22 protein-coding genes are annotated in these 24,694 nt (G+C 42.7%); 15 read left to right on the top strand and 7 right to left on the bottom strand.

What is annotated here, in order from left to right; all coding sequences use genetic code 11:
• Positions 1–6: 6 nt before the first annotated feature.
• The 3 genes from AB0756_RS16530 to AB0756_RS16520 all read right to left on the bottom strand — a co-directional run bounded on the left by AB0756_RS16530 (position 7) and on the right by AB0756_RS16520 (position 3,104).
• Entirely contained in the window at positions 7–1,185 is a 1,179-nt protein-coding gene (locus AB0756_RS16530; RefSeq protein WP_038081330.1) for a PAS domain S-box protein, read from the bottom strand.
• A gap of 125 nt (positions 1,186–1,310) precedes the next feature.
• Positions 1,311–1,568, bottom strand: a complete 258-nt coding sequence (locus AB0756_RS16525; RefSeq protein WP_038081319.1) for a hypothetical protein — start codon at positions 1,566–1,568, stop codon at positions 1,311–1,313.
• 255 nt (positions 1,569–1,823) lie between these two features.
• The gene (locus AB0756_RS16520) at positions 1,824–3,104 is read right to left on the bottom strand and encodes an aminotransferase class I/II-fold pyridoxal phosphate-dependent enzyme (RefSeq protein ID WP_038081329.1); all 1,281 of its coding nucleotides are present in this window, start codon (positions 3,102–3,104) and stop codon (positions 1,824–1,826) included.
• Between the two features lie 466 nt (positions 3,105–3,570).
• On the opposite strand from AB0756_RS16520, the gene AB0756_RS16515 reads away from it, so the two are divergent.
• Positions 3,571–4,749, top strand: a complete 1,179-nt coding sequence (locus AB0756_RS16515) for an MFS transporter (RefSeq protein WP_038081317.1) — start codon at positions 3,571–3,573, stop codon at positions 4,747–4,749.
• Positions 4,750–4,846: 97 nt separating this feature from the next.
• Here AB0756_RS16515 and AB0756_RS16510 read toward each other — a convergent pair whose 3' ends face one another.
• Positions 4,847–6,526: a GH3 auxin-responsive promoter family protein gene (locus AB0756_RS16510; protein ID WP_038081314.1), complete on the bottom strand. Its 1,680-nt coding sequence runs from the start codon at positions 6,524–6,526 to the stop codon at positions 4,847–4,849.
• A 320-nt stretch (positions 6,527–6,846) separates the two neighbouring features.
• Here AB0756_RS16510 and AB0756_RS16505 point away from each other — a divergent pair, with 320 nt between their 5' ends.
• From AB0756_RS16505 to AB0756_RS16470, 8 genes are all read left to right on the top strand, one after another.
• Positions 6,847–7,866 (top strand): cupin-like domain-containing protein, encoded by a 1,020-nt coding sequence (locus AB0756_RS16505; protein WP_237265907.1) that lies wholly within the window; start codon positions 6,847–6,849, stop codon positions 7,864–7,866.
• 33 nt (positions 7,867–7,899) lie between these two features.
• A complete protein-coding gene (locus AB0756_RS16500; protein WP_038081312.1) occupies positions 7,900–8,427 on the top strand; it encodes a sterol desaturase family protein in 528 nt (175 codons plus the stop codon).
• 152 nt (positions 8,428–8,579) lie between these two features.
• Positions 8,580–8,894, top strand: coding sequence for an Mpo1-like protein (locus AB0756_RS16495; RefSeq protein ID WP_038081311.1), 315 nt, complete (start codon positions 8,580–8,582; stop codon positions 8,892–8,894).
• Positions 8,895–8,932: 38 nt separating this feature from the next.
• Positions 8,933–10,336 carry an amidohydrolase family protein gene (locus AB0756_RS16490; RefSeq protein WP_038081309.1) on the top strand — a complete coding sequence of 468 codons (1,404 nt, stop codon included), beginning with the start codon at positions 8,933–8,935 and terminating at the stop codon, positions 10,334–10,336.
• 3 nt (positions 10,337–10,339) lie between these two features.
• Positions 10,340–11,392, top strand: a complete 1,053-nt coding sequence (locus AB0756_RS16485; protein WP_038081307.1) for an aromatic ring-hydroxylating dioxygenase subunit alpha — start codon at positions 10,340–10,342, stop codon at positions 11,390–11,392.
• Between the two features lie 277 nt (positions 11,393–11,669).
• On the top strand, positions 11,670–13,223 hold the full coding sequence (locus AB0756_RS16480; protein WP_038081325.1) for a B12-binding domain-containing radical SAM protein: 1,554 nt from the start codon (positions 11,670–11,672) through the stop codon (positions 13,221–13,223).
• A 9-nt stretch (positions 13,224–13,232) separates the two neighbouring features.
• The gene (locus tag AB0756_RS16475) at positions 13,233–14,381 is read left to right on the top strand and encodes a hypothetical protein (protein ID WP_038081306.1); all 1,149 of its coding nucleotides are present in this window, start codon (positions 13,233–13,235) and stop codon (positions 14,379–14,381) included.
• Positions 14,378–15,337 (top strand): NAD-dependent epimerase/dehydratase family protein, encoded by a 960-nt coding sequence (locus AB0756_RS16470; RefSeq protein ID WP_038081305.1) that lies wholly within the window; start codon positions 14,378–14,380, stop codon positions 15,335–15,337. Before AB0756_RS16475 ends, AB0756_RS16470 begins: the two co-directional genes overlap by 4 nt.
• A gap of 53 nt (positions 15,338–15,390) precedes the next feature.
• Here AB0756_RS16470 and AB0756_RS16465 read toward each other — a convergent pair whose 3' ends face one another.
• On the bottom strand, positions 15,391–16,632 hold the full coding sequence (locus AB0756_RS16465) for an ABC transporter permease (RefSeq protein ID WP_038081323.1): 1,242 nt from the start codon (positions 16,630–16,632) through the stop codon (positions 15,391–15,393).
• 207 nt (positions 16,633–16,839) lie between these two features.
• On the opposite strand from AB0756_RS16465, the gene AB0756_RS16460 reads away from it, so the two are divergent.
• The gene (locus AB0756_RS16460; protein WP_038081303.1) at positions 16,840–18,303 is read left to right on the top strand and encodes a DUF3370 domain-containing protein; all 1,464 of its coding nucleotides are present in this window, start codon (positions 16,840–16,842) and stop codon (positions 18,301–18,303) included.
• Positions 18,304–18,796: 493 nt separating this feature from the next.
• On the top strand, positions 18,797–20,290 hold the full coding sequence (locus tag AB0756_RS16455; RefSeq protein ID WP_038081301.1) for a hypothetical protein: 1,494 nt from the start codon (positions 18,797–18,799) through the stop codon (positions 20,288–20,290).
• Between the two features lie 75 nt (positions 20,291–20,365).
• On the opposite strand, the gene AB0756_RS16450 is transcribed toward AB0756_RS16455, so the two are convergent.
• Entirely contained in the window at positions 20,366–20,554 is a 189-nt protein-coding gene (locus tag AB0756_RS16450) for a hypothetical protein (protein ID WP_038081299.1), read from the bottom strand.
• 265 nt (positions 20,555–20,819) lie between these two features.
• Here AB0756_RS16450 and thrC point away from each other — a divergent pair, with 265 nt between their 5' ends.
• Positions 20,820–21,911 carry a threonine synthase gene (thrC, locus tag AB0756_RS16445; protein WP_038081297.1) on the top strand — a complete coding sequence of 364 codons (1,092 nt, stop codon included), beginning with the start codon at positions 20,820–20,822 and terminating at the stop codon, positions 21,909–21,911.
• Positions 21,912–21,980: 69 nt separating this feature from the next.
• On the opposite strand, the gene AB0756_RS16440 is transcribed toward thrC, so the two are convergent.
• Positions 21,981–22,424 carry a hypothetical protein gene (locus AB0756_RS16440; RefSeq protein ID WP_038100302.1) on the bottom strand — a complete coding sequence of 148 codons (444 nt, stop codon included), beginning with the start codon at positions 22,422–22,424 and terminating at the stop codon, positions 21,981–21,983.
• Positions 22,425–22,614: 190 nt separating this feature from the next.
• On the opposite strand from AB0756_RS16440, the gene AB0756_RS16435 reads away from it, so the two are divergent.
• The 3 genes from AB0756_RS16435 to AB0756_RS16425 are packed head-to-tail and all read left to right on the top strand — an operon-like array spanning position 22,615 to position 24,302.
• Positions 22,615–23,139: a DUF4112 domain-containing protein gene (locus tag AB0756_RS16435; protein ID WP_038100307.1), complete on the top strand. Its 525-nt coding sequence runs from the start codon at positions 22,615–22,617 to the stop codon at positions 23,137–23,139.
• An 18-nt stretch (positions 23,140–23,157) separates the two neighbouring features.
• Positions 23,158–24,084 carry an alpha/beta fold hydrolase gene (locus AB0756_RS16430; RefSeq protein ID WP_038100305.1) on the top strand — a complete coding sequence of 309 codons (927 nt, stop codon included), beginning with the start codon at positions 23,158–23,160 and terminating at the stop codon, positions 24,082–24,084.
• A gap of 59 nt (positions 24,085–24,143) precedes the next feature.
• Positions 24,144–24,302, top strand: coding sequence for a hypothetical protein (locus AB0756_RS16425; protein WP_162002236.1), 159 nt, complete (start codon positions 24,144–24,146; stop codon positions 24,300–24,302).
• Positions 24,303–24,694: the final 392 nt, after the last annotated feature.

The following is a 24,694-nucleotide window of genomic DNA, read 5'->3' as shown; positions in this document are numbered from 1 at the left end:
TACTTTCTACTCCCTAATAATAATGTGATGCTTCGAGTCAAAATTCACTTTACCTTGTTGTTGTAATTTCCTTAAAAGTCTTGTCATCGTGACTCTAGTTGTACAACAAGCGCCAGCAAGATCTTGATGAGTCAACCGAACGTTTAAGCGAGTTCCTTCAGCAACTGATTGACCAATTTCTTGTTTTAATAATTGTAACAAATAATGAAAGCGGTCTTGAACTTTTCGCCTACCACTAATTACCAAAAACGATTCTGTTTGTCGCAGGCGTTGATTGATTTTTGAAATTATTGTTTTGCTAATTTTTGACGAAGTAGCGATTTCAGCTAAGTCAATTGATACCAATTCTACATCAGATAAAGCGATTGCTTGATAGGTGTGTAGTGCAGTTAAACTTGAACCAAAAATCATGCCTTGCCCTGCTAAGCCAACTAGCACTTCTTCACCTGTATCACATAACGTGCTTAGCTTAATCAAACCTTGATGTACGCACCAAATTGTGCTTGAGTTGAGAGGAATAGTCTCTCCTTTAGAATACTTATATCTCTCTCGTCCTTGAGTCAAGTCAAAGTTATCCTCAGAGACTTTTACTGCTTGTAAATTTCGTTGCTCGGTGATATCCCGTAGCAACCAACGCAGTGCGATCGGCATACCTATTTCATTACAAACAACACCTACTGTCATAGCTGCATCAAAAACCTTTCCGTTACTTTTCTGCCAGCATAGTGTTGACTTGGTGGCTCCATCGCATTCGTTAACTTGAAGCAAAAAGCTGCGAAAAGTCGCTCGATCTGGTAATGCTATATAGTTAACAATTGGTTTCCCTACCAAACGCTGTTGGGGAACGTTCAGGAGTTGACTTGCAGCACGATTTGCTTCTTGAATAATGCCTGGGATATCTGTCACTAAATAAGCATCTGGAGCTAACTCAAATAAATTTTGGTAGCGTTGGCGTTCCGCTTCAAGTAAATTATGTGTTTCTATGAGTTGTTCGTTCTGTTGGTGTAATTCTTGTGTCGCTATTTTCACCATTTCTGAAGCACGACCAAGTTCAACCAGTGCCTGTGGCAGTATATCTGGCCCTATAGGTGTATTGTTAATACTTTGATACAAGTTTATGAGCCGCACGTGCATTCCTTGTACGCGTTGCGTAAATCTATCTATCTCTGGCTTGTCTATATTCACTGGAATAACCTGATACAAAGCTTAACTGGTCAGCAAACCTAATGACTGATAAATAGTTAAAAGTGAGTGGATTGAAAAACCCGCTCACTGCTAACTATATATAATCTACTAACCACTTACCACTCTTAGAGTTCCGATGGTGTATTTGGGGCAACAGTTTCCCCAGTACCTATATTTAAGACCAGATCTTGATCGGTAATTAAATCTGAGAGTTCCTTAACTTGCAAATTCATATCCTCACACGCTATCCGTAACTCTCGTGCGAAGGTGTTAAGGTCATCTCCATAGCCACACTGGTAAGCAGCCGTTTCAATTCCCTGCTTGGCATTCGCTCTTGCACAATCTACTAGTTCAGTGCCTTTTAATGGTGTAGGGGATGCCATATTCTTAGTTGTTTGTTATTTATTGCCTCTCGTTTAGGTTATCAACTACTGGGTAGCAATTCATCCTTCAAATGGTGGACTATAGTCTCTAACTGACGAATTCTATATGCCTCTTCCTAACGAATGAGATTCGCTGTTATACAGGCAAAACCCGCCTGCGCGGGTTCAAAATTTCTAACTTTCTGTTAGTCCGCGTAGGCGGATTTCGTTTTTGTAATTGCGAATTTTGTTCGCCCAAGTTTTTTAAAACATCTTCTAAGCACTAATTGTTGGTTGATACAATAGGTTACGAGTGGCTACCATGCTTGATACTAAAAGATCCATATCTTCTTGAGTATGGAGGGCATTCACAGTAATGCGAATTCGGGGTTTAGCAACAAACCAAATGGGAGATACCCAAACACCATGATTTTTCATGATTTGTCTACCAAAAATTTTGGGATTAATATCTGGTGGTAAAATAACTGGCACAACATTAGTTTCGCCAATTGCCATAAAGCCTTGCTCTATCAGGCGCGATCGCAAGTAGCGGGTATTTTCCTGTAGCTTTTTCACTCGTTCTGGAAATTGCCGTACTTGGCGAATGCTTTCTAGTGCTGCAGCTGCAAGTGGTGGCGATAGCGAAATTGTTCCAATTGAGGTTGGGGAGACATTTAACAGGGGTTTTAACTCTGATACGTGAGTGCTGATGGCTGCGCCTGCTGAGGCAGCGAATTTCGAGAACGTGGTCATAATTAAAGGTATAACGCCTCGCTCAATTGCGTAAGATGGCGAAATCCCAAAGTGTTCGTATATTCCTCTTCCTGTAGGACCTAGAGCACCGCTCGCGTGAGCTTCATCCATAAGGAGAACGCTACCTTCATACTTACGCATGACTTCGATGGTGTCTAGCAGGGGAGCAATATCGCCATCCATAGAAAAGACTGCATCAGAAACAACTACAATGCGATCGTTGGGGCGAACGTGGCGATACATTTTCCGAGCTAAGTCCTCCATATCACAGTGGCGGTAAGCTTTGACTCGGACGCGAGGACTGTGACCAAAGACCTTACCGGAACGAGTTCCTGCATTGACGACTGCTGAGACAATACAGCCGTGATTGAGGACGTCCGTGAAAATGATAGTTTCTCTAGTATTCTGGAATCCCGGTACTGGAATCGCCAAGTGACAGAAGGCATCCATAAAAGCTTGCATTGCCATCCAAGCATTTAAAAACAACTGCGTGTGAGGCAAATCTTTAAAAGCTGAAATTTCATCCTCTAGCTGCTGGTGTAAATCGATACGACCGCTTAAAACCGAGCAAGAACTGTTAGATGTACCGTACTTAAGAATAGAATCAATAGCAGCTTGCTTGACTGCCTCTTCTTGAACGAGCCCTAAAATGTCATTACTGCAGAAACTGAGAACTGTCCGACGTTCACCAGTTGCTACTTCTGTAATTTCTACCAAATTCCCCTGCTTTTGATGACAAATAAACTCGTCTGGATCGAGTCCACTCTCGTACCAACGCTGCACATACTCTTTAACAATTTGCACTCTTATACTCCTCTCACCAAACATCGTTTGTCCCGCAAGACAGGTGTCTTTTAGTTATGGAAAGTGAATAGCCAGCGATCGCTGTCTTCTTCCGTGTTCCTGATTTGTCGGCGTCACCGCCTACCCCCAATTCTGGGGTTAAGTGTGCCTTGGGTTGTGATTTAATACATTTTTACATGAATTTTTGATATTACTGGACTATCAGCTATTTTCCTCTATAGACATGACTTAGGTACAGTGTTTGCATGCTGTTCAATGACCATCACAATAGCGCAGTTAGTTCCCCTAATTTTATGCTTGTGTTGTTTATTGCTGCTAGAATACAGAACTATGTAATTCCTCTGTGTGAACCTATTTGTCTCAGTATCCGTAGAATCTAGCAGTACGGTATATGTCCAGTGTGTGAATTTATTCGCTTCACTAATCGTTTAAGTTAAAGTTATCAAAAATATCTCATATTTTACCGATGTTACGCGATCGCAAGCTGTTAGTGTTGCTTTTAGCAGGTTCTATGACAACAATGGCTGGGGGAATCGTTGCTCCCGTATTGCCAGATATGGTGCAACAACTCAACCTCAATCCTGGGCTAGCAGCTCACTTAGTCAGCATCCACTGCTTGACAAATGCTTTGTCTAGTCCTTTACTGGGTCTTTTAGCAGATCGAGTCGGTCGCTTGCGTATTTTGATAGCTTCATTGCTCCTCTATGCTCTATCTGGTACGGCGGGGGCTTTTATGCGATCGATAGAGCCATTATTAGCTACACGAAGTTTGCTTGGCATAGCAAGTGGTGGAATTGCTGCAGCGAGCCTCGGCTTATTAGCTGGTATGTATGAGGGTCAGGCGCGAAGTCAAGCTTTGGGTCAAGCAACGAGTACCCTAACAATTGCAGGTATTTTCTTTCCTCTGTTAGGTGGTTGGGTAGGGTCATCTCATTGGCAGTTTACCTTTTATTTATATGGCTTGGGATTGCCACTAGCAATTTTGGCTGCCTCAATTTTAAGGACAAAGCAGTCGGTACAGCAAAAAGCAAATGCCGTTTCCACTCGTGACCAGCTCCGCCAAGTTTTTGGCAATCAATACACGCTGTGGTTGTTATTAACCCTTGGGTTGGCTTCTATCGTCATGTATTCCGTAGTGATATATACACCTCTATACTTAAAACAAACTATAGGAGTTGGAGCAGTTCTCAATGGAGTTGTTTTAGCATCACGAGCAGTTGGAGCTGCAGCGATATCAGCATTTGGTGCTCGACAACTCGCTAAAAATATTGGTACGGAACGTTCTATTGCTGTTGGATTTGGGTTAATGGCGCTGACACTAGCAACAATTCCCCTACTGCACGAACTCGGGTTGATTCTGCTTGCAGCAGTGCTTTTTGGCGTAGGTTTTGGTATTGTCTTGCCCAATCTCTACAGTATTTTGGCAAATCTGGCTCCTGCAGAACTGCGATCGAGCGTACTCGCTGCCGGGACGGGCGCAGGCTTCCTGGGTCAGTTCCTTTGTCCCTTTCTGCTTGGACCAACCCTCAGTTATGGAGGATTTGAAATGATATTTTATACCTCAGCAAGTTTCTCTGTCGCAGCCGGAGTGCTGCTCATGTTTTTTTCTACAAATAATAAATTCGCAAAACCCGATTCAAATTAGTAAATCCCCAACTTTTTGAAGGATGCTGTTGGTGAAGATGCGATCGCGTCATTTGCTACTCACTCGTTCCCAAACTCTAGTTGGGAACGAGCAAACCCTACTCTTCAGGTAACCTAACCTCTTGTTCTACCTTTAAACCTGCCAGAAAATTGCGGTCTTCGCTAATATGAGGAAATTTCAGTTGAGAATCGGGAATTCCCTTTTGCAACTGGCGTTTCCGAACAATACCAAAGCTTCCCGCCTCTAAAACCCGCAGTCTTGGTGGAGGTACCTGATCCTTGCGTTTGGAACCGTAATACACGTTAATCTCTTTGAGCTTGCGATCGAAGCTAGTTAGGAAAGCTTGGGGATCGCTCAAGTTTTCACCAGGAGCAAGTTCAATGTTCACCAAGTAGTGAGCGGGAAACTCGTTCTCCGACAAAGTGATACAAAAATCTTCAAGATGTAAACCAAATTCTTGCTGCAAGAGTTGCATTACCTGAGTAACGTGAAATTCCGTTGTTTTTTCTGTTGTCGAAGACAGTATTCCGCCGCGACGGTAACGAAAGACGATCAGAGGCGCTTGCTCGTAAAAGCCCAACACTTCAACAACATCACCAATATCATAACGGTAGAAACCACTGTAGTTGGTCATCAGGATGCGGTAGAGTTTTCCCGGCTGAACTTCAGTGGCGAGTAGAGTTTTCGGGTGTTCTTCTTCCCATTGGTCTTCTGGAATAAATTCAAAAAAGCCTGTTTCTATAGCGAGGATGCTGCCATCATTGTTGACGTCATGATAAATACTGAATGTGCCTTCTGCTGAGGCAAACACTGCACCAAATACGGGAGTGTCTCCCAAGTAGGAAGGAAATCTTTCAAAGTAAAAATCGGATGTTCCTCCCCTTGCAGTGGCAACATAAGATAGATTGGGCCAAGCTAAATTTGGAGTCAGCCGTCCTGACGATCGCAAAACTTCTCGCAGTTGTGCGGCGCGATTCGGATTGGCTGACCATCTCCGTTCTAATTGGAACCGCAATTCTGGTTCGAGTTTCAACCAATCGGCTATTGTCCCTTTGTCTATATCTCGGATCAACTCTTCTGCGTACCGCTCAAGGTAATTGCAGGTTCTGAGGATCAGCATGGGAAAGTTGGCGATGATTCCTCGCATGGAGGGATCATTCAGCGCAAATAAAAAGCACAAATAGTGCCTTGCTATGCTATCTTCCGCCTTTAAGGTTTCATAGGGATGGGCAAAGAGTTGTTCGTAGAGAAATTTCCCCATGCGAAGGACTCCCGTACCTGCCGTCCCGTAGTCAATACCCCCACTGGTACGCCCTGTTATTTGCGTTGCATTGGTAACTAGCAGTTTGCCAAACCTTTTTTGCCGCGATCGCAGTGCTTCATTCAAAAAACCGATACAAGTCAGATTAGCCCATCTTAAAGAGTTTTGAAATCTTTTTGTAATGGGAATTAATTTCTGGTTTCCCGTTGAGCCACTGGTGGTATTTAAATAGACAACCGGATCTGGTGTGAGGACGTTTTGTTCGCCTTTAGCAATACGTTGAAGGTAAGCTTCGTAACCACTGTAAGGTAAAATTGGAACCTGCCGCTGAAACTGGGCAATAGTTTTGATATCTCTTAACCCATATTTACGACCATTATCAGTATCTTTGTGAGTTTGCAACAGCTTGTGCAAAAACTGTTCTTGTACGGCATCAGTTTGGCGGATTTTTTTTACAAATTTTTCCTTAGCACGTTCTGCAACAAATGTCAAAGTTGGTAACAAGAAGTTTGTCATGAAAGCTTGTATTTTTCTATGAAGTTGCGCTGATTGTTGGATACTAAAACAGAGATGTGACCGAGCGATTGCACTAACCGTCCTAGCCTTAACATCCCTATGGAGACTGAAAAAGTAGGTTCTGACAAGGTCTTAGATTCAGATGTTAACTTCTTGAAAGCTCATTCTCCTAATATCGCATGAACTGCTGTTGTTGAATGTAGAGCATTCCAGAATAAAGAATTGTTTGGGTTGGAACAGACAGTGAATGGTACTTTGGCTGGAATTGTTAAAATTTATAAAATTTTAACAATTAAAAATTTTCATTTTTGAAAAAATGAATGACTGAAAGGCATACAGAACTCATCTACAGCAACAACACACTCATGCATTTACAGTCAAAGCAAAACTTTGAGTCAGAAGTATACAATATAACTCACCCCATATTACGGATTGATATAGCAGATTTAACACCAAAGATATTTTTTGAGAAATATCGAAAAACTAGCACACCAGTCATTATCACGGGATTGTTGAAAGACGAGAGCGACTGGACTTTAGATTATTTGTGTGAAAAGCTTGGCAATCAAAAATTTGTCTTTCGGAATTATGGAAGTGCCAGGTACAAACAGGACAAACGCAACTGGAAATCCATCGGTAGTGGAGTCGATTTACAAATTATGTCCTTCAGTGAATTCGCCGAACTCATGCGTAGTGGCAAGGCTCGTGAAAATGATATTAACCTGGGAAAACATCCCCTCAAAAATACTCCTCTCGCCGATAATCTCTCTTTAACAAGTATTGGAGAAAAACTGGGTTTAAAAAAATCGGTAACCCATCTCAATATTTACGTTAATCCGGCTGGTCATAGCTCGGGACTGCATTATGATTCTGTAGATGGGACACTCATGCAGATGCACGGTTCTAAAAAAGTGGTACTTTTCCCACCTTCTCAAACCAATAACCTCTATCCCTTTCCATTTTATATCCACCTTTTTTATGGTATGAAAATGCGTTGCTGGTTTAGCAAAGTGAATGTGGAAAATCCAGATTTCACATCATTTCCAAAATTTAAAGAAGCACTCCAGCACAGACATGAAGCCATTCTCAACCTCGGTGAAACTCTTTTTATCCCTGAAGGGTGGTGGCATGATGTAACGGCATTAGGTGATGAAATGGTTTGTGCGGTCAATAGGTTCTGGCGAGTTTATCCTATTTCACGAGTTTTGTTGTCTCGAAGTAGATGGCGTGCTGTGTTGGGAATGATATGTGCATTACCTCATATTTTGTTCAATTTTGCCACTGTTGCTTTCAGCCGCGATCGCAAACAAAAATTCAGCAAAATTTCTCACAGGTTATAAAATAATCAATAAAAGTGTGAGGAAAAAACGTCGATGACCGAGTTGGAGAAGCTTTCTGCAAGCCCAGCCTTCTCCTTGGGGGTAGGAATCGCTTGTTTTGTCATAGCATTTGTCTTGGCAAGTTTAGTTGAATATTGGATACATCGGTTGATGCACGCCTCGCCTAAGGTTGGCGAACGTCATCGCGACCACCATCGTCGCAATGAAGGACAAGGGGTGGTGTGGGAGTTTCGGGACTATATCAAAGGCAGCGCTGTAGTGATGTTTTTGATGTTTTTCTACTCTTGGCAAGCTGGAATTGGTTGGTTTTTGGGTGCGCTGGTTTATGCTGCATTTTCAGCTTACGCCCATCAACTTCAACATGAAAACCCAACCAAGTGCTTTTGGATGAAAATGCCAGTACACTACGTACATCATAAGTATGGTATGTGGCACCATAATTTTGGTTTGGCAGTGGATTGGTGGGACCATGTGTTTGGGACGTACAAACCTATGGAATGGTTGACAGCAGAAGAACTCAATCAACCAGAACGGGGTTATTTTCAGCTGCGCTGGTGGTAGCAATAACAAGCAATGGTGACAAGTGATTCTAGTTGCCGATCTAGTCAGAAGATAAAAATCTTATGTATAGAATTGGTTTTTCTTGGAGTTTTGGTATATTTTTCTAAACAGCTTTAAGCTTTGTAGGCGGCTGGAACCGGAGGAAAACAAATTTGAATTATTTCCAAGAGGCAAAAGCCCACTTTGTTGCGAGTCATCAGCATCCTATTAACCAGTTTCTGCATCACTTAACAAATCTCCTGGCAATTGGGGCGGTTGTCTGTCTGTTCTACGACTGGCGACTGACACTTGTTTGCTTGGTACTTACCCAAGTTTTTGCTTTGGGTGGGCATGCACTCTTTGAAAAAAACGAGCCTGCTTTTGTTAGGTATCCCGGTATAACCATCGTAGTCTCGATACTATGGTCTTTCGAGAACTGGTTCGGTGTACGCCAAGTTTTGAGATCTTTTACGCAAAAGTCAGTTTAATGTTTGCGCTTTGACTGGTGAAAAGGAGAAAATAATTAATGTATCAAGGTTTGTTGGTGATTGATGCGGATGCTCATAAGATAGAAAATCCTTTAGTCATGAGGGATTACCTCGATTCAGAGTATCAAGATCGCATTGGTCTGACAATTGATAGTCTGGGTGACCAAAGGGCAAGAATAGCAGACTTTAACCCAGCCACAGGTAAGAACGACCTCGTGCGGATGTTCCCTCAACCACAGGGATTGGGTAAGGGAGGCTTTCGCACCTTACACCCAGAGACCACTTTGGGTGCAATGTTCAATAAAATCCGCCTCGAACACATGAACCAGGAAGGTATTGATGTTCAGGTTATATATGGCACATTAAACTTAGTATTTTCAAGCATCATAGATAAAGACTTCGCGATCGCACTTTGCCGTGCATACAACAATTATATTGCTGAGGATTGCCGGGGGTACGGTGGTCGCCTCCAGCCTATTGGCGTTCTACCACTACAAGATGTAGACGCTGCAGTGGCGGAGATGCATCGTTGTGTGAATGAACTGGGCATGATAGGTGTAGCTGTTGCTCCAAACTTGCCAATTCCCCATCCCAAAGCACCTGAAGCGTTTCCAGAAATTCGTACTTGTAAGACGATCGGCCATCCCGATTTTCACCCCTTATTGCAAGCAGCTGTAGACTTAGACATTGCCCTTGGCATTCACGGTGGTCCCGGTTCTTCTATGGTGGGTGGCATTTCCGATCATATGGAAACTTTTGTTCTCACCCACATTTTCGTGCAGCGGAACCAACAACAGCTAGCACTAGCACGCATGGTGTTTGATGGAGCTTTTGAGCGCTTTCCTACACTCCGCGTTGGCTTTCTAGAAGGCGGCTGCGGCTGGTTACCAGATCTCGCCCATGCCTTTCACGAGCATTGGGAAAAGCGCATTCGCGATTTTGACCCCAAACATCCCTATCGCCCATCCCTGATCGAATACACAAAATTGATGATTCAGGAAAGAGGTAGCCACAATAATATCAATCTGATGAATCAGGCTAAAAACCTCTTCGACCTCTTGTGGAATGCCCAACACGACCCTACCAAAATTGATGACGCTAGCTTATACGAGCACTACGATCTCCGTCATCGAGATCCCTTAGAGTATTTTGAACGGGGGCAAATCTTTACCTCTTTTGAATCAGACGATCCCGGTCCTTCTTATCTTCACATCTCTATGGGTGAAGTCGGTAAGCGCGTAGCTTGCTTCTCTGGGGATTACGGTCACTGGGATGGCGTACTTCAGAACTGTGTTCGAGATGCTGCTACAGTTGCTGATTACGATCGAGAGCATTTGGGGCTATTGCTAGGCGGTAATGCTCTAGCACTTTATGGCGATCGCTTGCGCCAATCTCTACCCAAAGAGTTATTAGCCGAAACAGGCAGTAAAGCAATAGTGTAAGTGATGGAACTAGCCACAACCCTCAAAAGTCAAACAGTTCATAACCGCGTCCGCGAGGTTGGCATCAACCCCAACTATTGGTATCCAGTTGTTTGGGCTGACCAACTTAAAGTTGGTGAAGTTATGCCTGTAGTGATTTGGCAGCAAGCAATTGTTGTTTACCGTGATGCCAATGGTCAAGTTTATGCCTTGGAAGATGCTTGTCCTCACAAAGGAGTTGCACTGCACAAAGGCAAAGTCCAAGGGAATCACCTTGCTTGTCCCTATCACGGTTGGGAATTTGATGGAAGTGGCGAGTGTGTCAGCATTCCTTACCTACCTCCGGGGCAAAAACTTCCCTGTGCTCGAGCCCTTAGCTATCCAATTCAGGAAAAATACAATCTGATTTGGATATTTCCGGGTGATGCTGCCTTGTCTGAACAATCCAAACTGCCTGATATACCTGAATTTGACCAGCCCGATTGGTTGATGGTGCCAATCCCAACTCACTTTAAAGCACATTTCTCCATTTGTAATGAAAACACGATGGATGTGTTTCACGGGTATTTGCACCAAGAACTACAGGGCTGGTTCGATCCAGTTCTGATTAACTTACAGGCAACAGAAACATCCGTGTGTGCTGACTATCGGGTTTCTTATAAAGGCACTCTTCCCAAACTCTTAGGCTGGAGCGATCGCGCAAATAAAGTCACAACCCGGACTATCTCAATCCGGTATTGCTACCCCCACTATCACAGTTCGCTCGAAGGTCTCTCCTCCCTCTACCTCATGCGACTACCTGTTAGTCCAACCGAAACGCGATCTTTTTCCTTTTTCTTTGTTAAAATTCGCCTTCCTAAATGGATACTCCAACCGATCGAGAAACTGTTAGCAAATTTTATCTTGCGCTTGTTTCAAAAATTTGTTGCTCAAGATAGTGAAATAATTGAGAGCGAGCAGCAAAGCTATCTTGCAAATCCCCACCGACGTTATATCGAAATCAACCCTGCTATTATTGCCCTTCAACGGGTTCTCATATTGCAATATGAACAATCGCTACAAAAATTTAATGAGTAACTACAAAAGATGCTATATCTCAATATCGCTGACTTTATCTTAAATTTCGCAGGCTGGATCGAGCGACAGTAAAACTCCAAAAAACTTTAGATTTGATAAACAAATTCACTTTTATCAGATCTTGCATCAAGCGCAAACAAGGAGCGTCTGAAACGGAGCAATCCTTCTGACTGACTCCACCATGATTCAGCGTAGAACTAGACTGCTGTGCTTCAACTGGTGGGAACCACAAGCCAGCACAGACTCTTTGATTTTACGTTACCCTTTGAGGTTAATAATGCGAATTTTACTATTATATCCTCTGTTCCCTAAATCCTTTTGGTCTTTTGACAAAACACTAGAACTGATCGGGCTGAAAGTTTCACTTCCGCCTCTAGGAATGATTACAGTTGCGGCTATCCTACCCCAAACTTGGGAGTTTCGCTTGGTAGACCGTAATGTTCGTTTTGAAACTGAAGCAGATTGGAACTGGGCGGATTTGGTGATTATTTCAGGAATGATCGTCCAGAAATCCGATATGCTGTCTCTGGTTCGTGAGGCAAAGCGACGGGGTAAACTTGTTGCCGTAGGCGGTCCCTATGTCACTTCTGTTCCTAAAGACGCACAGGAAGCAGGGGCAGACTTTCTGGTTTTAGATGAGGGTGAAATTACCCTGCCAATGCTGGTTGCAGCTTTAGAACGGGGCGAAACCTCAGGAGTCTTCAGCGCCAAAGGAGAAAAGCCTGATGTGACTGCTACGCCTATTCCCAGGTACGATCTGCTGGAGCTAGAAGCTTACAGCGATATGTCCGTGCAATTTTCCCGAGGTTGCCCTTTTCAATGTGAGTTTTGCGATATTATCGTACTTTACGGGCGGAAACCACGGACTAAAACCCCCTCACAGTTACTGGCTGAGTTGCAAACTCTCTACGATCTGGGCTGGCGGCGCTCGATCTTTGTGGTAGATGATAATTTTATAGGTAACAAGCGCAATGTAAAACTCTTGCTGCGCGAACTTGTTCCTTGGATGGCAGAACGCGACTATCCTTTCCGCTTTTCAACAGAAGCCTCAGTGGATCTGGCACAAGATCCAGAACTGCTAGAATTGATGATTGCTGCCAACTTTAGATCTGTATTTTTAGGTATCGAGACACCGGATACGGAAAGCTTGGCATTGACTCAGAAATTCCAAAATACACGTCACTCTTTGATTGAATCCGTTCAGACAATTAACAGGGCGGGTTTGCGCGTTATGGCTGGTTTTATTATTGGCTTTGATGGCGAACAAGCGGGCGCTGGCGATCGCATTATCGAGTTTGTAGAAGCGACTGCGATTCCTCAAGCAATGTGCAGTATGCTTCAAGCGCTTCCAAGTACTGCGCTCTGGGAGCGGCTTCAGAAGGAAGGACGTCTGCAGAATGGAAAGGCTAACATCAATCAAACAACGCTTACCAATTTTATTCCTACTCGTCCTATTAAAGAACTGGCTGGTGAGTATGTGAGATGTTTCTGGAAACTCTACGAACCCAAACGTTATTTAGCTAGAGTTTTTCGACATTTCATGGCAATGAAACCGACCCCTCACAAAAAGAAATTCCGCATACCACAATTCAAGTATATCCGAGCATTGCTGATTATTTTTTGGCGGCAGGGAATCAAGCGAAATACCCGCTTCCAATTCTGGCGTCAGTTATTCTCAATTCTCTGGCACAATCCTGGAGTGTTTGAAGCTTATTTTATTAGTTGCGCCCACCTAGAGCATTTTATTGAGTACCGTGAAATTGTCCGTGAGGAAATCGAAGCACAACTCGAGCAATGCTTGGAAAACACATCTTTAGTTTCAATCCGTTAACCGAAATAAATGGCAATCAATCAAACGGCATTTAATATCCGGGTCGTGACAACGGCTGCAGACAACAAGATGTTTTTGGATGTCCCAAAAAAGGTATACGCTAACGATCCTTATTGGGTACCTCCTATTCGTAGCAGTGTTGCAAAGCAATTTACATTCGCAAATCCCTTCTTAGGATATGGAAAACTGGAACAGTTTATTGCTATATCCGAAGATGCAAAAAATCCTCAAGCAGTGGGACGAATAGTTGCTTCTGTCAATCAACGACTTATAGATCGTGAAGGTCAAAATATTGGCTTGTTTGGTTTTTTTGAATGTGTTAATGATTTTACTATCGCTCAAGCGTTACTAGAAGTTGCCTGCAAATGGTTGCGAGAGCAAGGAATGACTGCAGTTAGGGGTCCAATTGATTTCTCCACTCATAATAACTGCCTGTTTTTAGTTGATGGATTTGACTCACCCCCAATGGTGATGATGCCATACAATCCGCCTTATTACCGAGAGTTTATGGAAAAGGATGGATGGCACAAAGCTAAGGATGCTTATGCTTATGATTTTCCTTTAAATAAACCTCTACCAGCAGAATTTGAGAAAGGCTATCATATTGCTTGTAAATCGGGTGTAAACTTCCGCCCAATTGCAACAAAAGGTGAAGCCTTCGAGCAAGATGTCAAGAGTATATACCACTTGTTCAATACCACTTTTGCTAACAATTGGAGTTCCTCTCCCCGTACTGAAGCAGAATTTTTAGAAGAAGCTCAGGATCTCAAAGATTTAATAGATCCAGATGCTTTTCCCATAGCAGAATATGATGGCAAAATGGTGGGCTTTTTTATGGGCTTACCTGACTACAATATTCCCCTCAAGCACGTTAATGGAAAACTCAACTGGTTGGGGATACTTAAGTTTCTTTGGTATCGGCGTCAAATCGATCGAGGACGAGTCTTGGTCGTTTGCTCGCTACCAGAATATCGTCGAAAAATGGTACCTTTAGCCTTAATTTATTTAGGAATGCAAGGTGGTAGTAAAAAGGGAAAACCTTATAAAAGGGCAGAACTTTCTTGGGTGTTTGAAGACAATTTTCCCTCCCGCAAATTAATCGAAGCGGCTGGTGGCAAAATTTACAAAACTTTCAGAATTTATGAAAAATCCTTATGAAGGCGTTAGTAACTGGAGCTAATGGATTTACAGGTTCTCACTTAGTCAGGGCATTGCAAAAGCAAGGCAACACTGTTGTTGGGTTAGTACGTAAATCTAGTAATTTAACCCGCCTTGAGGACCTTAACGTAAAACTGGTTTACGGTGATATTTCTGATAAAGAGGCATTGCGATCGGCAATGCTTGATATTGATACGGTTTTTCACACTGCTGCTTATGTGGAGTTAGGAATTGTCAATGAAGCTGAGATGGAGCGAGTCAATGTAGAGGGGACGCGAGCCGTTTTAGAAGTGGCTCAAGAAACTGGCGTATCTAAGTTAGTTTACTGTAGCACTATTGGTGTATTTGGCGATACAAAGGGTCAAGCAGTCAATGAAACTTTTCAAAGAACGCAAAAGCACTTTTCCTCTGCTTACGATCGCACTAAATACCAAGCTCAACAATTAATAGATCGAGCTGCTAAAGCTGGTTTTCATGCTGTTAGCGTTCTTCCCTCTGGAATATTTGGTGCTGACGATCCCCATTTTGGTCCGGTCATGCAGCAGTTTTGCAAAGGAAGGCTCAAAGTATGGGCGGGAGGCGATCGCATTACTGGAATTGTCCACGTAGACGACCTCGCAGACGCAATGATTTTAGCAGCAGAAAAAGGGAAACCGGGAGATTACTATATTATTTCCGCCGGTGATTTAACACTGCGCGAAATGTTTGCCATTGTCTCCCAAGAAACAGGTATCCCAGTACCCCGTGAAGTTCCCAAACCCCTTGTAAGATTGGCTGGAAACTTACTCGACCCAATCGGACGGCTGCTGAAATGGCAACCACCCATCAGTCGGGAACGCGTTCACTACATCTACGACCGATGTGTCCGAGTAGACGCTACTAAAGCCCGTAAAGACCTGGGCTGGAATCCTCGTTCAGTGACAGAAACCCTACGTGAGATTGTAGGTAATAGTTAGTTGTTAGGGGGACAAGGAAGAAATTTCTCCCCCCTCTCCCTTGTTCCCAATCCCTATTTATTAAATATCGTGGCGGGATCGAGACGGGTAACTTTTTGAATGGCAAAAATTGCTGCGCCAGTACACATGAGAATAGTTACACCAAAAACTGCGATCGCGGTTGTTGGCGTAATTAGAATGAGGATACCTTGACTTGCCAGTGTCCAAGTGGCGACTCCAAAGCAAAGTGCCATACCAGGGATGTAACCGAGAATAGCCATCCATATAGCTTGCTCAATAATCACGCTGTAAATCGTCCAATCAGACGCACCCATTGCTTTGAGGGTGCCAAACTCCTTAAGATGCTCTGATACAGAAGAATAAAGTATTTGACCAACAACAATGGCTCCTACAATGATTCCCACTGTTGCACCCAGCCCTAAAATGAATCCGATGCCGGTTCGCTTTTGCCAGTAAACCTCAGTTCTTCTAATCATTTCTGCACGGGTGTAGGCACGGGTATTGGGTAAAGCCGCATCGAGTTTTTTCTTGAGTGCTTGCAAATTCTCACCGGGCTGGGCTTGAATTAGGATATAAGTGATGGGGTCTAGTGAAGATAAAGGTTTTGGCGCGGGAGTAGGATTCTTTTCCGGATCTACGTAAGTGGTTGTACACTGAATATCTTTAGAACCAGATTGCATTCGACAAGACACACTGGAAGTTTTACCAGAGCTCACGTAAGTAGTGGCACTTTCCAGAGAAGTAAACATATAAGGATTTGATGCAATCGAGCGGTTGCCTTGAGTTAAGCCTACCACTCGTACAGGAACAGTATTAACTTGTGCTCGATCGCCAACACGGCGTACACTTAAAGACTCTGCATTAAATGTATCTACTATAACAGTATACGGTTCTTTAAGAGCATTTTTATTGCCTTGGACGACATTGTTAGGTATAAACAATTGCCCCTCTGGGTCGAATCCAATGATTCTGACCGGCGCTATTCTCCCCATGGGGTGACGCCACACTCCTCCGGTAGCAATGAGCGCTTCTGCATTTGCAACACCAGGTACTTCTCTTGCTAAATTCACATGGGCTAAAGGCATTGGTAGGGTAAGGTCAAGGTAAATCATGCTGTCAGACGCTACCCAAATATCAGCAGTGGAATTGTTAATTAATTTAGTAGAGGAACGCGTAAACCCATTAAAGATACCTGTTTGAATAGTCACTAGGCTAACGGCAAACATAATACCTGCCTGTGCTGCTAGAAAGCGAGGAATGTCTTCAAGCAGATTTTTACGGGCAATTGAAACCATAACAAAAGCTGGTATATTAAGAAATTTTTTTAGTCTGACAGTAGCCATAGTATGCTAAACGCCTATTGTTGTGTTGGCAATCACAAGTTCCTGACCGAGCACTTTTATCATCATTCTATTGATAGAGATTGCACTCAGGAAATATGGCAAGGAACTTGTAGTTATAAGAAGTCATCTTTTACACCTGCTTTCTGAAAATTCATTTTCATGTCAGTCTATCAACCTAAAAATAAATTACCTGCCTCTGTATTCCTACTTATATTAGGGCTTCTTATCACTTCCAGCTTTGGATTTTTGACGAACACAAACTTCTCTTCTGACAAAAAAGGAACAAGTTCAGAAAAAGCTCTTGCCCAAACTCCACCCAAACCAGCACCTGAAGAAATCGTGCAAGCCGGGGAAGTACGAGCTTTATCAGGCAAGCTAGATACAGTACCTGTCTTTAATAGCAATAGCCCTGAATGGATCAAAACAGAGGGAATTTTACTCTCTACCTTTCCTGCAAACGGAAAAAAAGTTTCAGCCGCACACTTAAACTTTCCTTTTCAAGGAAAATTTGATTTATTTGCCCATCACTATACCCACACTCCCAAAGATTTGCAAACGCTGTATTTAGGGGTGATTTTGCACAATCCAAGTCCAAAGCCAGTCACAGTGGATGTTTTACAGGCGGCAAGTTACTTGATGCAAGATGCACCATTTGTCACTTTACCATCGTATGTAGAAAATTCTGATGGTAAAGCTTATGCAGGACCGGGGAATAGAGCAGTTGCTGACGTACTCCGAGGTATCCGACAAAGCGATTTTCCAGCGAAGCTAGTCATTCCACCACGCCAAAGCCGGATGTTACTCAATCACCCCATTCCAGTTAAAAATCTCGAAAAACCAGTGAATGGTCGTTCTAGCTTTATGAGGCTGCGTAGTAATGGCAAAATTTATGCAGCAAGCTTGGCAATGTTTGCTAAGAAAAATATAGATGGGAGCGATCGCGCACCCTCTTTAGAAGAATGGCAGGCAATGCTTGACACGGGAAGCTTTGCCGGACCGCGAGATAAAATCCCGACTCCACCAAATCAAACGGGCGGACAACTCATTTATGGTCGTGTTGCGGGTGTTTCTGAAGGTTCTCAATGGACAGCAACACTATTAGATAGCCCAAATGCAAAAAACTTGACTATTCCACAACGAGGTAAAGCCATTTCCTATGCCATCGCTACTCTCCGGGGGGGTCGTTTGGGAACGAGTCAAAACCAAACTGCAAAAATGCTAGTGCGTTATCCCGATACAGCTTACGAAGCGCACGGGAACTATGGAGTGGAATACAGCCTTAGTTTACCTTTGATCAACTCTACCAACCAAAACCAAACAGTATCCCTTACATTAGAAACCCCTTTAAAAGAAGACATTTTATCCAAAGGAGGTTTGCGATTCCGCAAACCTTCTTTAGATTTTCCTTTTTTCCGAGGTACGGTCAGGCTGCGTTACGTTGATGACAAAGGAGAACAAAAAACTCGTTACGTACATTTATGGCATAGAACTGGTCAGGTTTTAGAACCACTCATTAAAGTCGTGATGCCAGCAAATTCGCGTCGCACAGTGCAAGTCGATCTGATTTACCCCCCAGATTCAACTCCACCACACGTATTAACTTTGAAAACTTTAGATGGTTAATCGTTAATGTAGCACTCCTGCGCCTTAATAAAAAATAAGACATAAGAATGTGGACATACAGATAAATTTATTTCTGCATTTCCATATCCTTGTGTCTTTTTTAAGTGAAACCTTTCAGGTTTGTTCCTACTTCTCTTTAAGAATAAGCATCGCTTTGTTTGGCAGTTGAGTCACTCTTTATTTATGTAAGAGTTATATCAGTACCAGAACTGCTACGAACTGTTCTACCTATTAACTTTTTACACTCAACTCACATCACACTTATGCTCAAAAGTGTATTTAAAAAGTTCTTGTGATGACATGAGTAGTTTTACGGAATTTATGTTTGTTAGTTGTTAGCGGATAGTCGTTAGTGGTTCTCTACGATCTAACTTTCCCCATAACTACTAACCTGCAACCACTAATATGAATTTTCTCGATCGTATTTTTAAAACGCGAGTATAAAGGGAAATACTTTAAACAAAATGAAGAATTAAATTGGTTAAAAAGTAGCATGGCAAATCCTTCGTCGAACCCTGCGCCAAAACCCTACAGACACAATCAACCGCAAGAAGGTGGAGTCAAGCGTGTCTCTAAAAAACTTAAAAAGAAACCCCAGCAGAAAAGCTGGTTGGTATCAGCGATCGCGCTGGCTGTTTTAATGGGGAGTGGGGGGTTGGTTGTCACTTTTGCTTGGGTCAGCATCCAATTGATACTCAATCCCTATCAAGTAGGATGGATAAATAAATTTTTGCCGGATTGGGTGCAATTTTCCACAACTGGCGAGGAACTTCCTCGTACTCTCAAGCAAATTCAAGACTCTCTCAACCACCAGGGTTTGGAAGCAGGACAAATCTTACCTTTAAAAGGTGATACTGCAGTGTCTTTCTTGCTCCCAGTCTTGAAGCAACGCTCTAATTGTCAGTCTGATTGTAAATCTATCGTTGAACTTAGAGTTTATCAACGTTCTAAAGAATTGGAATTGAAATCCGTATCGGAGAAATATTATCGTTTGGCAACTCAGTTACCTGTTACAGGACCGGAAGAATCTTTTGTGGTAGCACCCTTGGTTAAGACTACAGATGAAAATCAAAGTTATAGTTTGCCCTTACCTCTAAATGAAGTAGGGCGTTTTGACGGTGAGACATCAACATCTGGTGTTTGGTTTTATTTACGAGGCGATCGCCAAGAAGGAACGAACCTCATTGCTTACGGTATTGTGGTTTATTACAATAGCGATCGCTCTCTTTTGCAATTCATGTTACCCTGGACCAGCCCCAACGGGCATTTACCCGAATGGCGACAAGTCACGGGTGGTGGAAACAAAGAACTTGTTGTGGATCAAACAGTAGGTTTAGAACCTCAGTTAAAAATTTACCAAGTCAAATCTGTTAAATACTTCCTCAATCCCATCCAGTTAGAAATTATTCCTTTGACACAACCTGTTATTAAGCATTCAGCGTACCGAAATGCTCTGTTGCTAGCCCGTAGCGGATTGTGGACGCCAGCTCTTGAACGGTTGGAATCTCTAAAGAAAAGCCAAAAAAAGCTTTTTTCACCGCTCGTGCAATCCCAAATAGATGCAATTCGCTTGCACTCCCAATTTACTAAGACTCAAGCCAATACAATCTGGGCAAGCCCCAGCCAAGAAGTTTTGGCAGATATCATAGATGGTCGTTGGGAAAAAGCTTTACGGGTATTCAAGGCTTCGCCACAAAACGCTCAGGAAATTTCCAGCCTCCTTAAAGGGGATGGGGAAAGGTTATGGAATCGCGTGGAAACAGAATTGCAAGTCAATCCAAAGCGACAGTCAGTGCAGGTTTGGGGTGCTTTGATTGTAGCAGCCCGCCACGGGAAAGAACGAGCTAACACCTGGTTGAGCCAGCGATCGCCCATCACACAAGACACCATTGCTTACGCTCAAAGCCTCATAGAACTTTTAGACGGTAAAGTTTCACAATGCGAGCAATCGCACCTCGGGTCTTGCGAGTACGATACGAGCTTCTGATGTTATTCGCTTTGAATCACACTTGTTTTGCTACTGTACAAAATTTGGTAGAAGCGATATACGTGCAATGCCCACTTAGCTTTCCAGGCTGCCCGTATCAGATAATTTTTGTACTTTCATATCCTGCAATTGCCTTAACAAGCAATCAACTTCAGCTTGCAGGTTCATAAATTTTGCTTGCTGCTCGGCCTGATAAAGGCATTTATTCAATTTGGTTGCCCAGTATGTTTGGGATTCAGTGTTTGAAACGCTAGAAGTAGTCATAACTATACGAACCACGAAATCAACTCACACCATTAGAGATATTATAATAGAGAAGTTTTAAGAATCATTAAAAAATTGTATATTCCTCATAATTGGCTGTAAGGTGTCTAATGTCATACATTCCCTGGACTACTTGCATAGTATTTTTGTTCCAAAAAAAACATTATTGTTGTGACCTTGCATATCGGTGACATTTGATGTGCAAAATAAGGGTAGATCGCTCTTTGGTTACCATCTCAGCTAAAAATAAAAGTTTTTAAGTACCGTGACTCTAAGCCTGACTGCTGCTAAATCATACCGCCAACCCTGGCCGGGGCTAATAGAAGCCTACCGTCAATACTTGCCTGTCACTGAAAATACACCAGTAGTGACTTTGCTAGAGGGTAATACTCCTTTGATTCCAGTTCCCTCAATTGCAGAACGTATTGGCAGACAGGTTCGCGTGTTTGTGAAATATGACGGTCTGAATCCAACTGGTAGTTTTAAAGACCGGGGAATGACAATGGCAATTTCCAAAGCAAAGGAAGCTGGGGCAAAAGCTGTTATTTGTGCAAGCACGGGCAATACTTCAGCTGCGGCAGCAGCCTATGCCAGACGTGGAGGAATGCGTGCCTTTGTCATTATTCCAGATGGCTACGTTGCACTGGGCAAATTAGCACAGGCATTGCTATATGGGGCAGAAGTTCTGGCAATTCAAGGGAATTTTGACCGGGCGCTGGAAATCGTGCGCGATATGGCAAACAGCTATCCAATTACTTTAGTGAACTCGGTAAATCCCTACCGTCTGGAAGGACAGAAAACAGCTGCGTTTGAAATAGTTGATACTTTGGGTGATAGCCCCGATTGGTTGTGTATCCCCGTAGGCAATGCGGGAAATATATCAGCATATTGGATGGGTTTTTGTCAATACCATCAAGAAGGAAAATGCGATCGCTTACCCCAAATGATGGGCTTTCAAGCTGCAGGTGCAGCACCTCTGGTGAATGGTCAGCCAGTATCGCATCCAGAAACCATAGCCACAGCCATTCGTATAGGTAACCCCGCAAGCTGGGAGAAAGCAGTTGCCGTTCAGCAAGCCAGCATGGGAAGTTTTCACGCTGTAACTGATACAGAAATTCTTGAAGCTTATCGGCTATTGGCATCAGAAGAAGGGATTTTTTGCGAACCTGCTAGTGCAGCTTCTGTTGCTGGTTTATTACAAGTCAAAGACCAAGTTCCCACAGGGGCGACAGTGGTTTGTGTCTTGACCGGTAACGGACTAAAAGACCCAGATACAGCTATTAAACACAGTTCCAGTCAATTTAAACAGGGTATTCAACCGGAACTTAAAGCTGTGGCAGAGGCAATGGGCTTTTGAAAAAATTATGAATGATGAATGATGAATTGTATTTTCATAATTCATAATTCATAATTCATAATTCATAATTCATCCTCTTTCCCTTGTTAATCGATCTATGGCATCACCTAAAGCGGTAGTCAAGCTTTTCCGTGTCTGGGAGTGGTTGTCTTGCTCGGTTTTTAAGACTTGAAGTATGCGATCGCGTTCTTTAATAACAGCAATGAGTTGGGTTTTTAACTCCCCAACAGATTGAATCTGTTCGACTTCTTGCTGAATGGCTGTTATAGCTGTTGGATCGTCAAGTAATTCTGCCTCAATACCCTTGATTTGCTCTATTTGTTTTTTTAACGACTCTATTGTTTGTTGTGCCATTTGAGCATCGGAACGACGCTGTTCTGCTTCAGTATTGTAGAGCTTGCGCCATTTTTCTGCACTTTGCCAAGCAGCATCACGTTCTACTTGCAGTTCTGCTATCTGTTGTTTGAGTGCTTTGATTTCTGCTAACCACTGTGGTGTTAATTCTTGAGCCATATTAGGAAATTAAGGTTATTTATACAGTGTATTCTTTATACAAATAAATATGAAGATACGCAAATTTGTTTCCAAAATGAGTGACCGTTGACCGTAACAACTTATTACGTGCAGCCAGTAAATCTATTAACTGTGGCTGCTAAGAAGTACAATGGCGAGCTGTTTAATATACAGAAATGCGATCGCGACAATGTCTCAACCCCCTCACTATCCCATTATGAACTCTGATGCCAAAGCAGCGACTCTAAAACGGCTGCGTCAGCTAAGCCGTGTCATGGACAAAGCAATTACCATTCCGGGAACCCCGATTAGTTTTGGTCTAGATCCGATTTTGGGATTGATACCTGTTGGGGGTGATTTTTTAGGAATTATGTTTTCAGCATACATAGTCCTAGAAGCAGCTAGGTCGGGAGCGCCAGCAGCCACGATAAGCAGAATGGTCTTGAATATAATAATAGATGGAATATTAGGTGCTGTACCGGTAGTAGGAGACTTGTTTGATTTTGCCTGGACAGCTAATGAGTACAACATTAGACTACTAGAAGATCACTTAAAGTTTCCCAGACAGAGAAAAAGCACAGACAAGTGGTTTGTGTTTGGTGTGTTAACTATATTGTTCATTGTTACTATTGGACTGGTAGCATTTGCCGTGATACTAATGAGGCTGTTTGGAACCTTGCTTGAAACTCTGCTGAGATCTTTAAGTGGCAATTAGATGAGTACAAAATAATTGATGAAAGATTGGTGGGAAGCGACTTTTCCTAAAGGTCGGCAAAGTCTGATTATTACCGATGCTAATGGGTATCCCGTACAAATCGCTTATGGTGAAAAAGGTACGGGTCAACCCCTGTTTTTATTGCACGGTGTTGGTAGCTGGAGTTACAATTGGCGTTCCAGTGTAGATACATTATCCAAACATTTTCGAGTTATCTGCTTTGATGCAAAAGGTTATGGTTTTTCGGAAAAAGCAGTGACTCGTAAAGAAAAGAATGGTCATCAAGTTATTGAGTTCGAGAGAATTATTCGTTCTCTATGTGATGAACCCGTGATTCTTGTGGCAGAATCATTAGGCGCATTAATTGCTCTAGCGCTTGCACAAAAAAATCCCCAACTAATAGCGCGACTGGTGGTACTGAATGTGCCGATCTTTGCCCAACGTTTACCTCATTGGGGAATGTGGTTACTTTCTCAAATGCCTATAGAGATAGTACAAATCATTGACTCCTTGAGAGTACCACTGTTGTTTGCGCCAATCGTTAGAGAAATTATGGCAGTAGAAAGGCGAGGTGTTCTGTTCGATCCATCCATACTTACTCAGGAAGACGTTTATTGGATAACTTACCCCTATATTGAGCTTCCCGGTACGCTTGCAAAGGTAGCGGAAGAATTACAATTAGCAGCAAGGGAAATTGAGCATTTGCAAACTAGTAAACCCAGTTTTCTTGCTAATATTCAAAATAACCTCAGTACAATCGGATGTCCCACACTTGTTTTGTGGGGAGAACAAGATACGTGGTTTCCTGCAAGTGATGGGGCGAAACTGTGCCAATATCTGCCTAACGCAAAGTTACAAATTCTGCCTAACTGCCGTCATGATGCATCTTTTGGTGCTGCAAAAGATGTGAACGTAGCAATTCTTGAATTTTTAAGAAATAGCTAGCACCGAGTTTGTAGTTGCGATGTATGCATTCGCCGCTAGGCGTGTCGAAGGCACAAACAGTGCAACTACAAACTCATACGTCTTGTACTGACAGCTATGAAATGTGGAATATGGATGTCGGTTGGACGCATACCTTTGTGGCGCGATCGGGGCTTCAATTAAGACTAGACTACACACAAAATACGTCAGACAAGCGGGAAGGCTTACACAATTTTTAAAAGTATCAGGTTGAATGAAAATAACGGCTACGCCGTTACAATGTATAGATCTTGTTAATTCTTTAGGTGAATTTTTGTACTTAACAATAACCTTTCTATGGATTCTATTACAACAAATGAATGCCCGAACGTTTCATTTCTGTAAGTGTAACCGACTTATCCTTCAGTAAATTTTACTTATATTTTATGTAGAAAGTGTATCACAAATAATTTTGATAGGTGATACACCCTGATAATAACACCCTTGAAGTCGTTTACCTTCTTTAATTTAACTAATTTCTCTTATTTTAGTGGTCATTTTGGCAATTATTTATAAATGAAAAAAATTGATAAAAACATAAAAAAAGAGTGGGAGCCAGCATACCAATCGCTGTGATGCTCCCACTTATCAT

The organism is Tolypothrix campylonemoides VB511288_2, assembly GCF_045999855.1.
Lineage (GTDB): Bacteria > Cyanobacteriota > Cyanobacteriia > Cyanobacteriales > Nostocaceae > Scytonema > Scytonema bouteillei_A.
The sequence above is the reverse complement of the archived record's forward strand: the minus strand, read 5'-3'. Positions and strand labels throughout refer to the sequence as shown.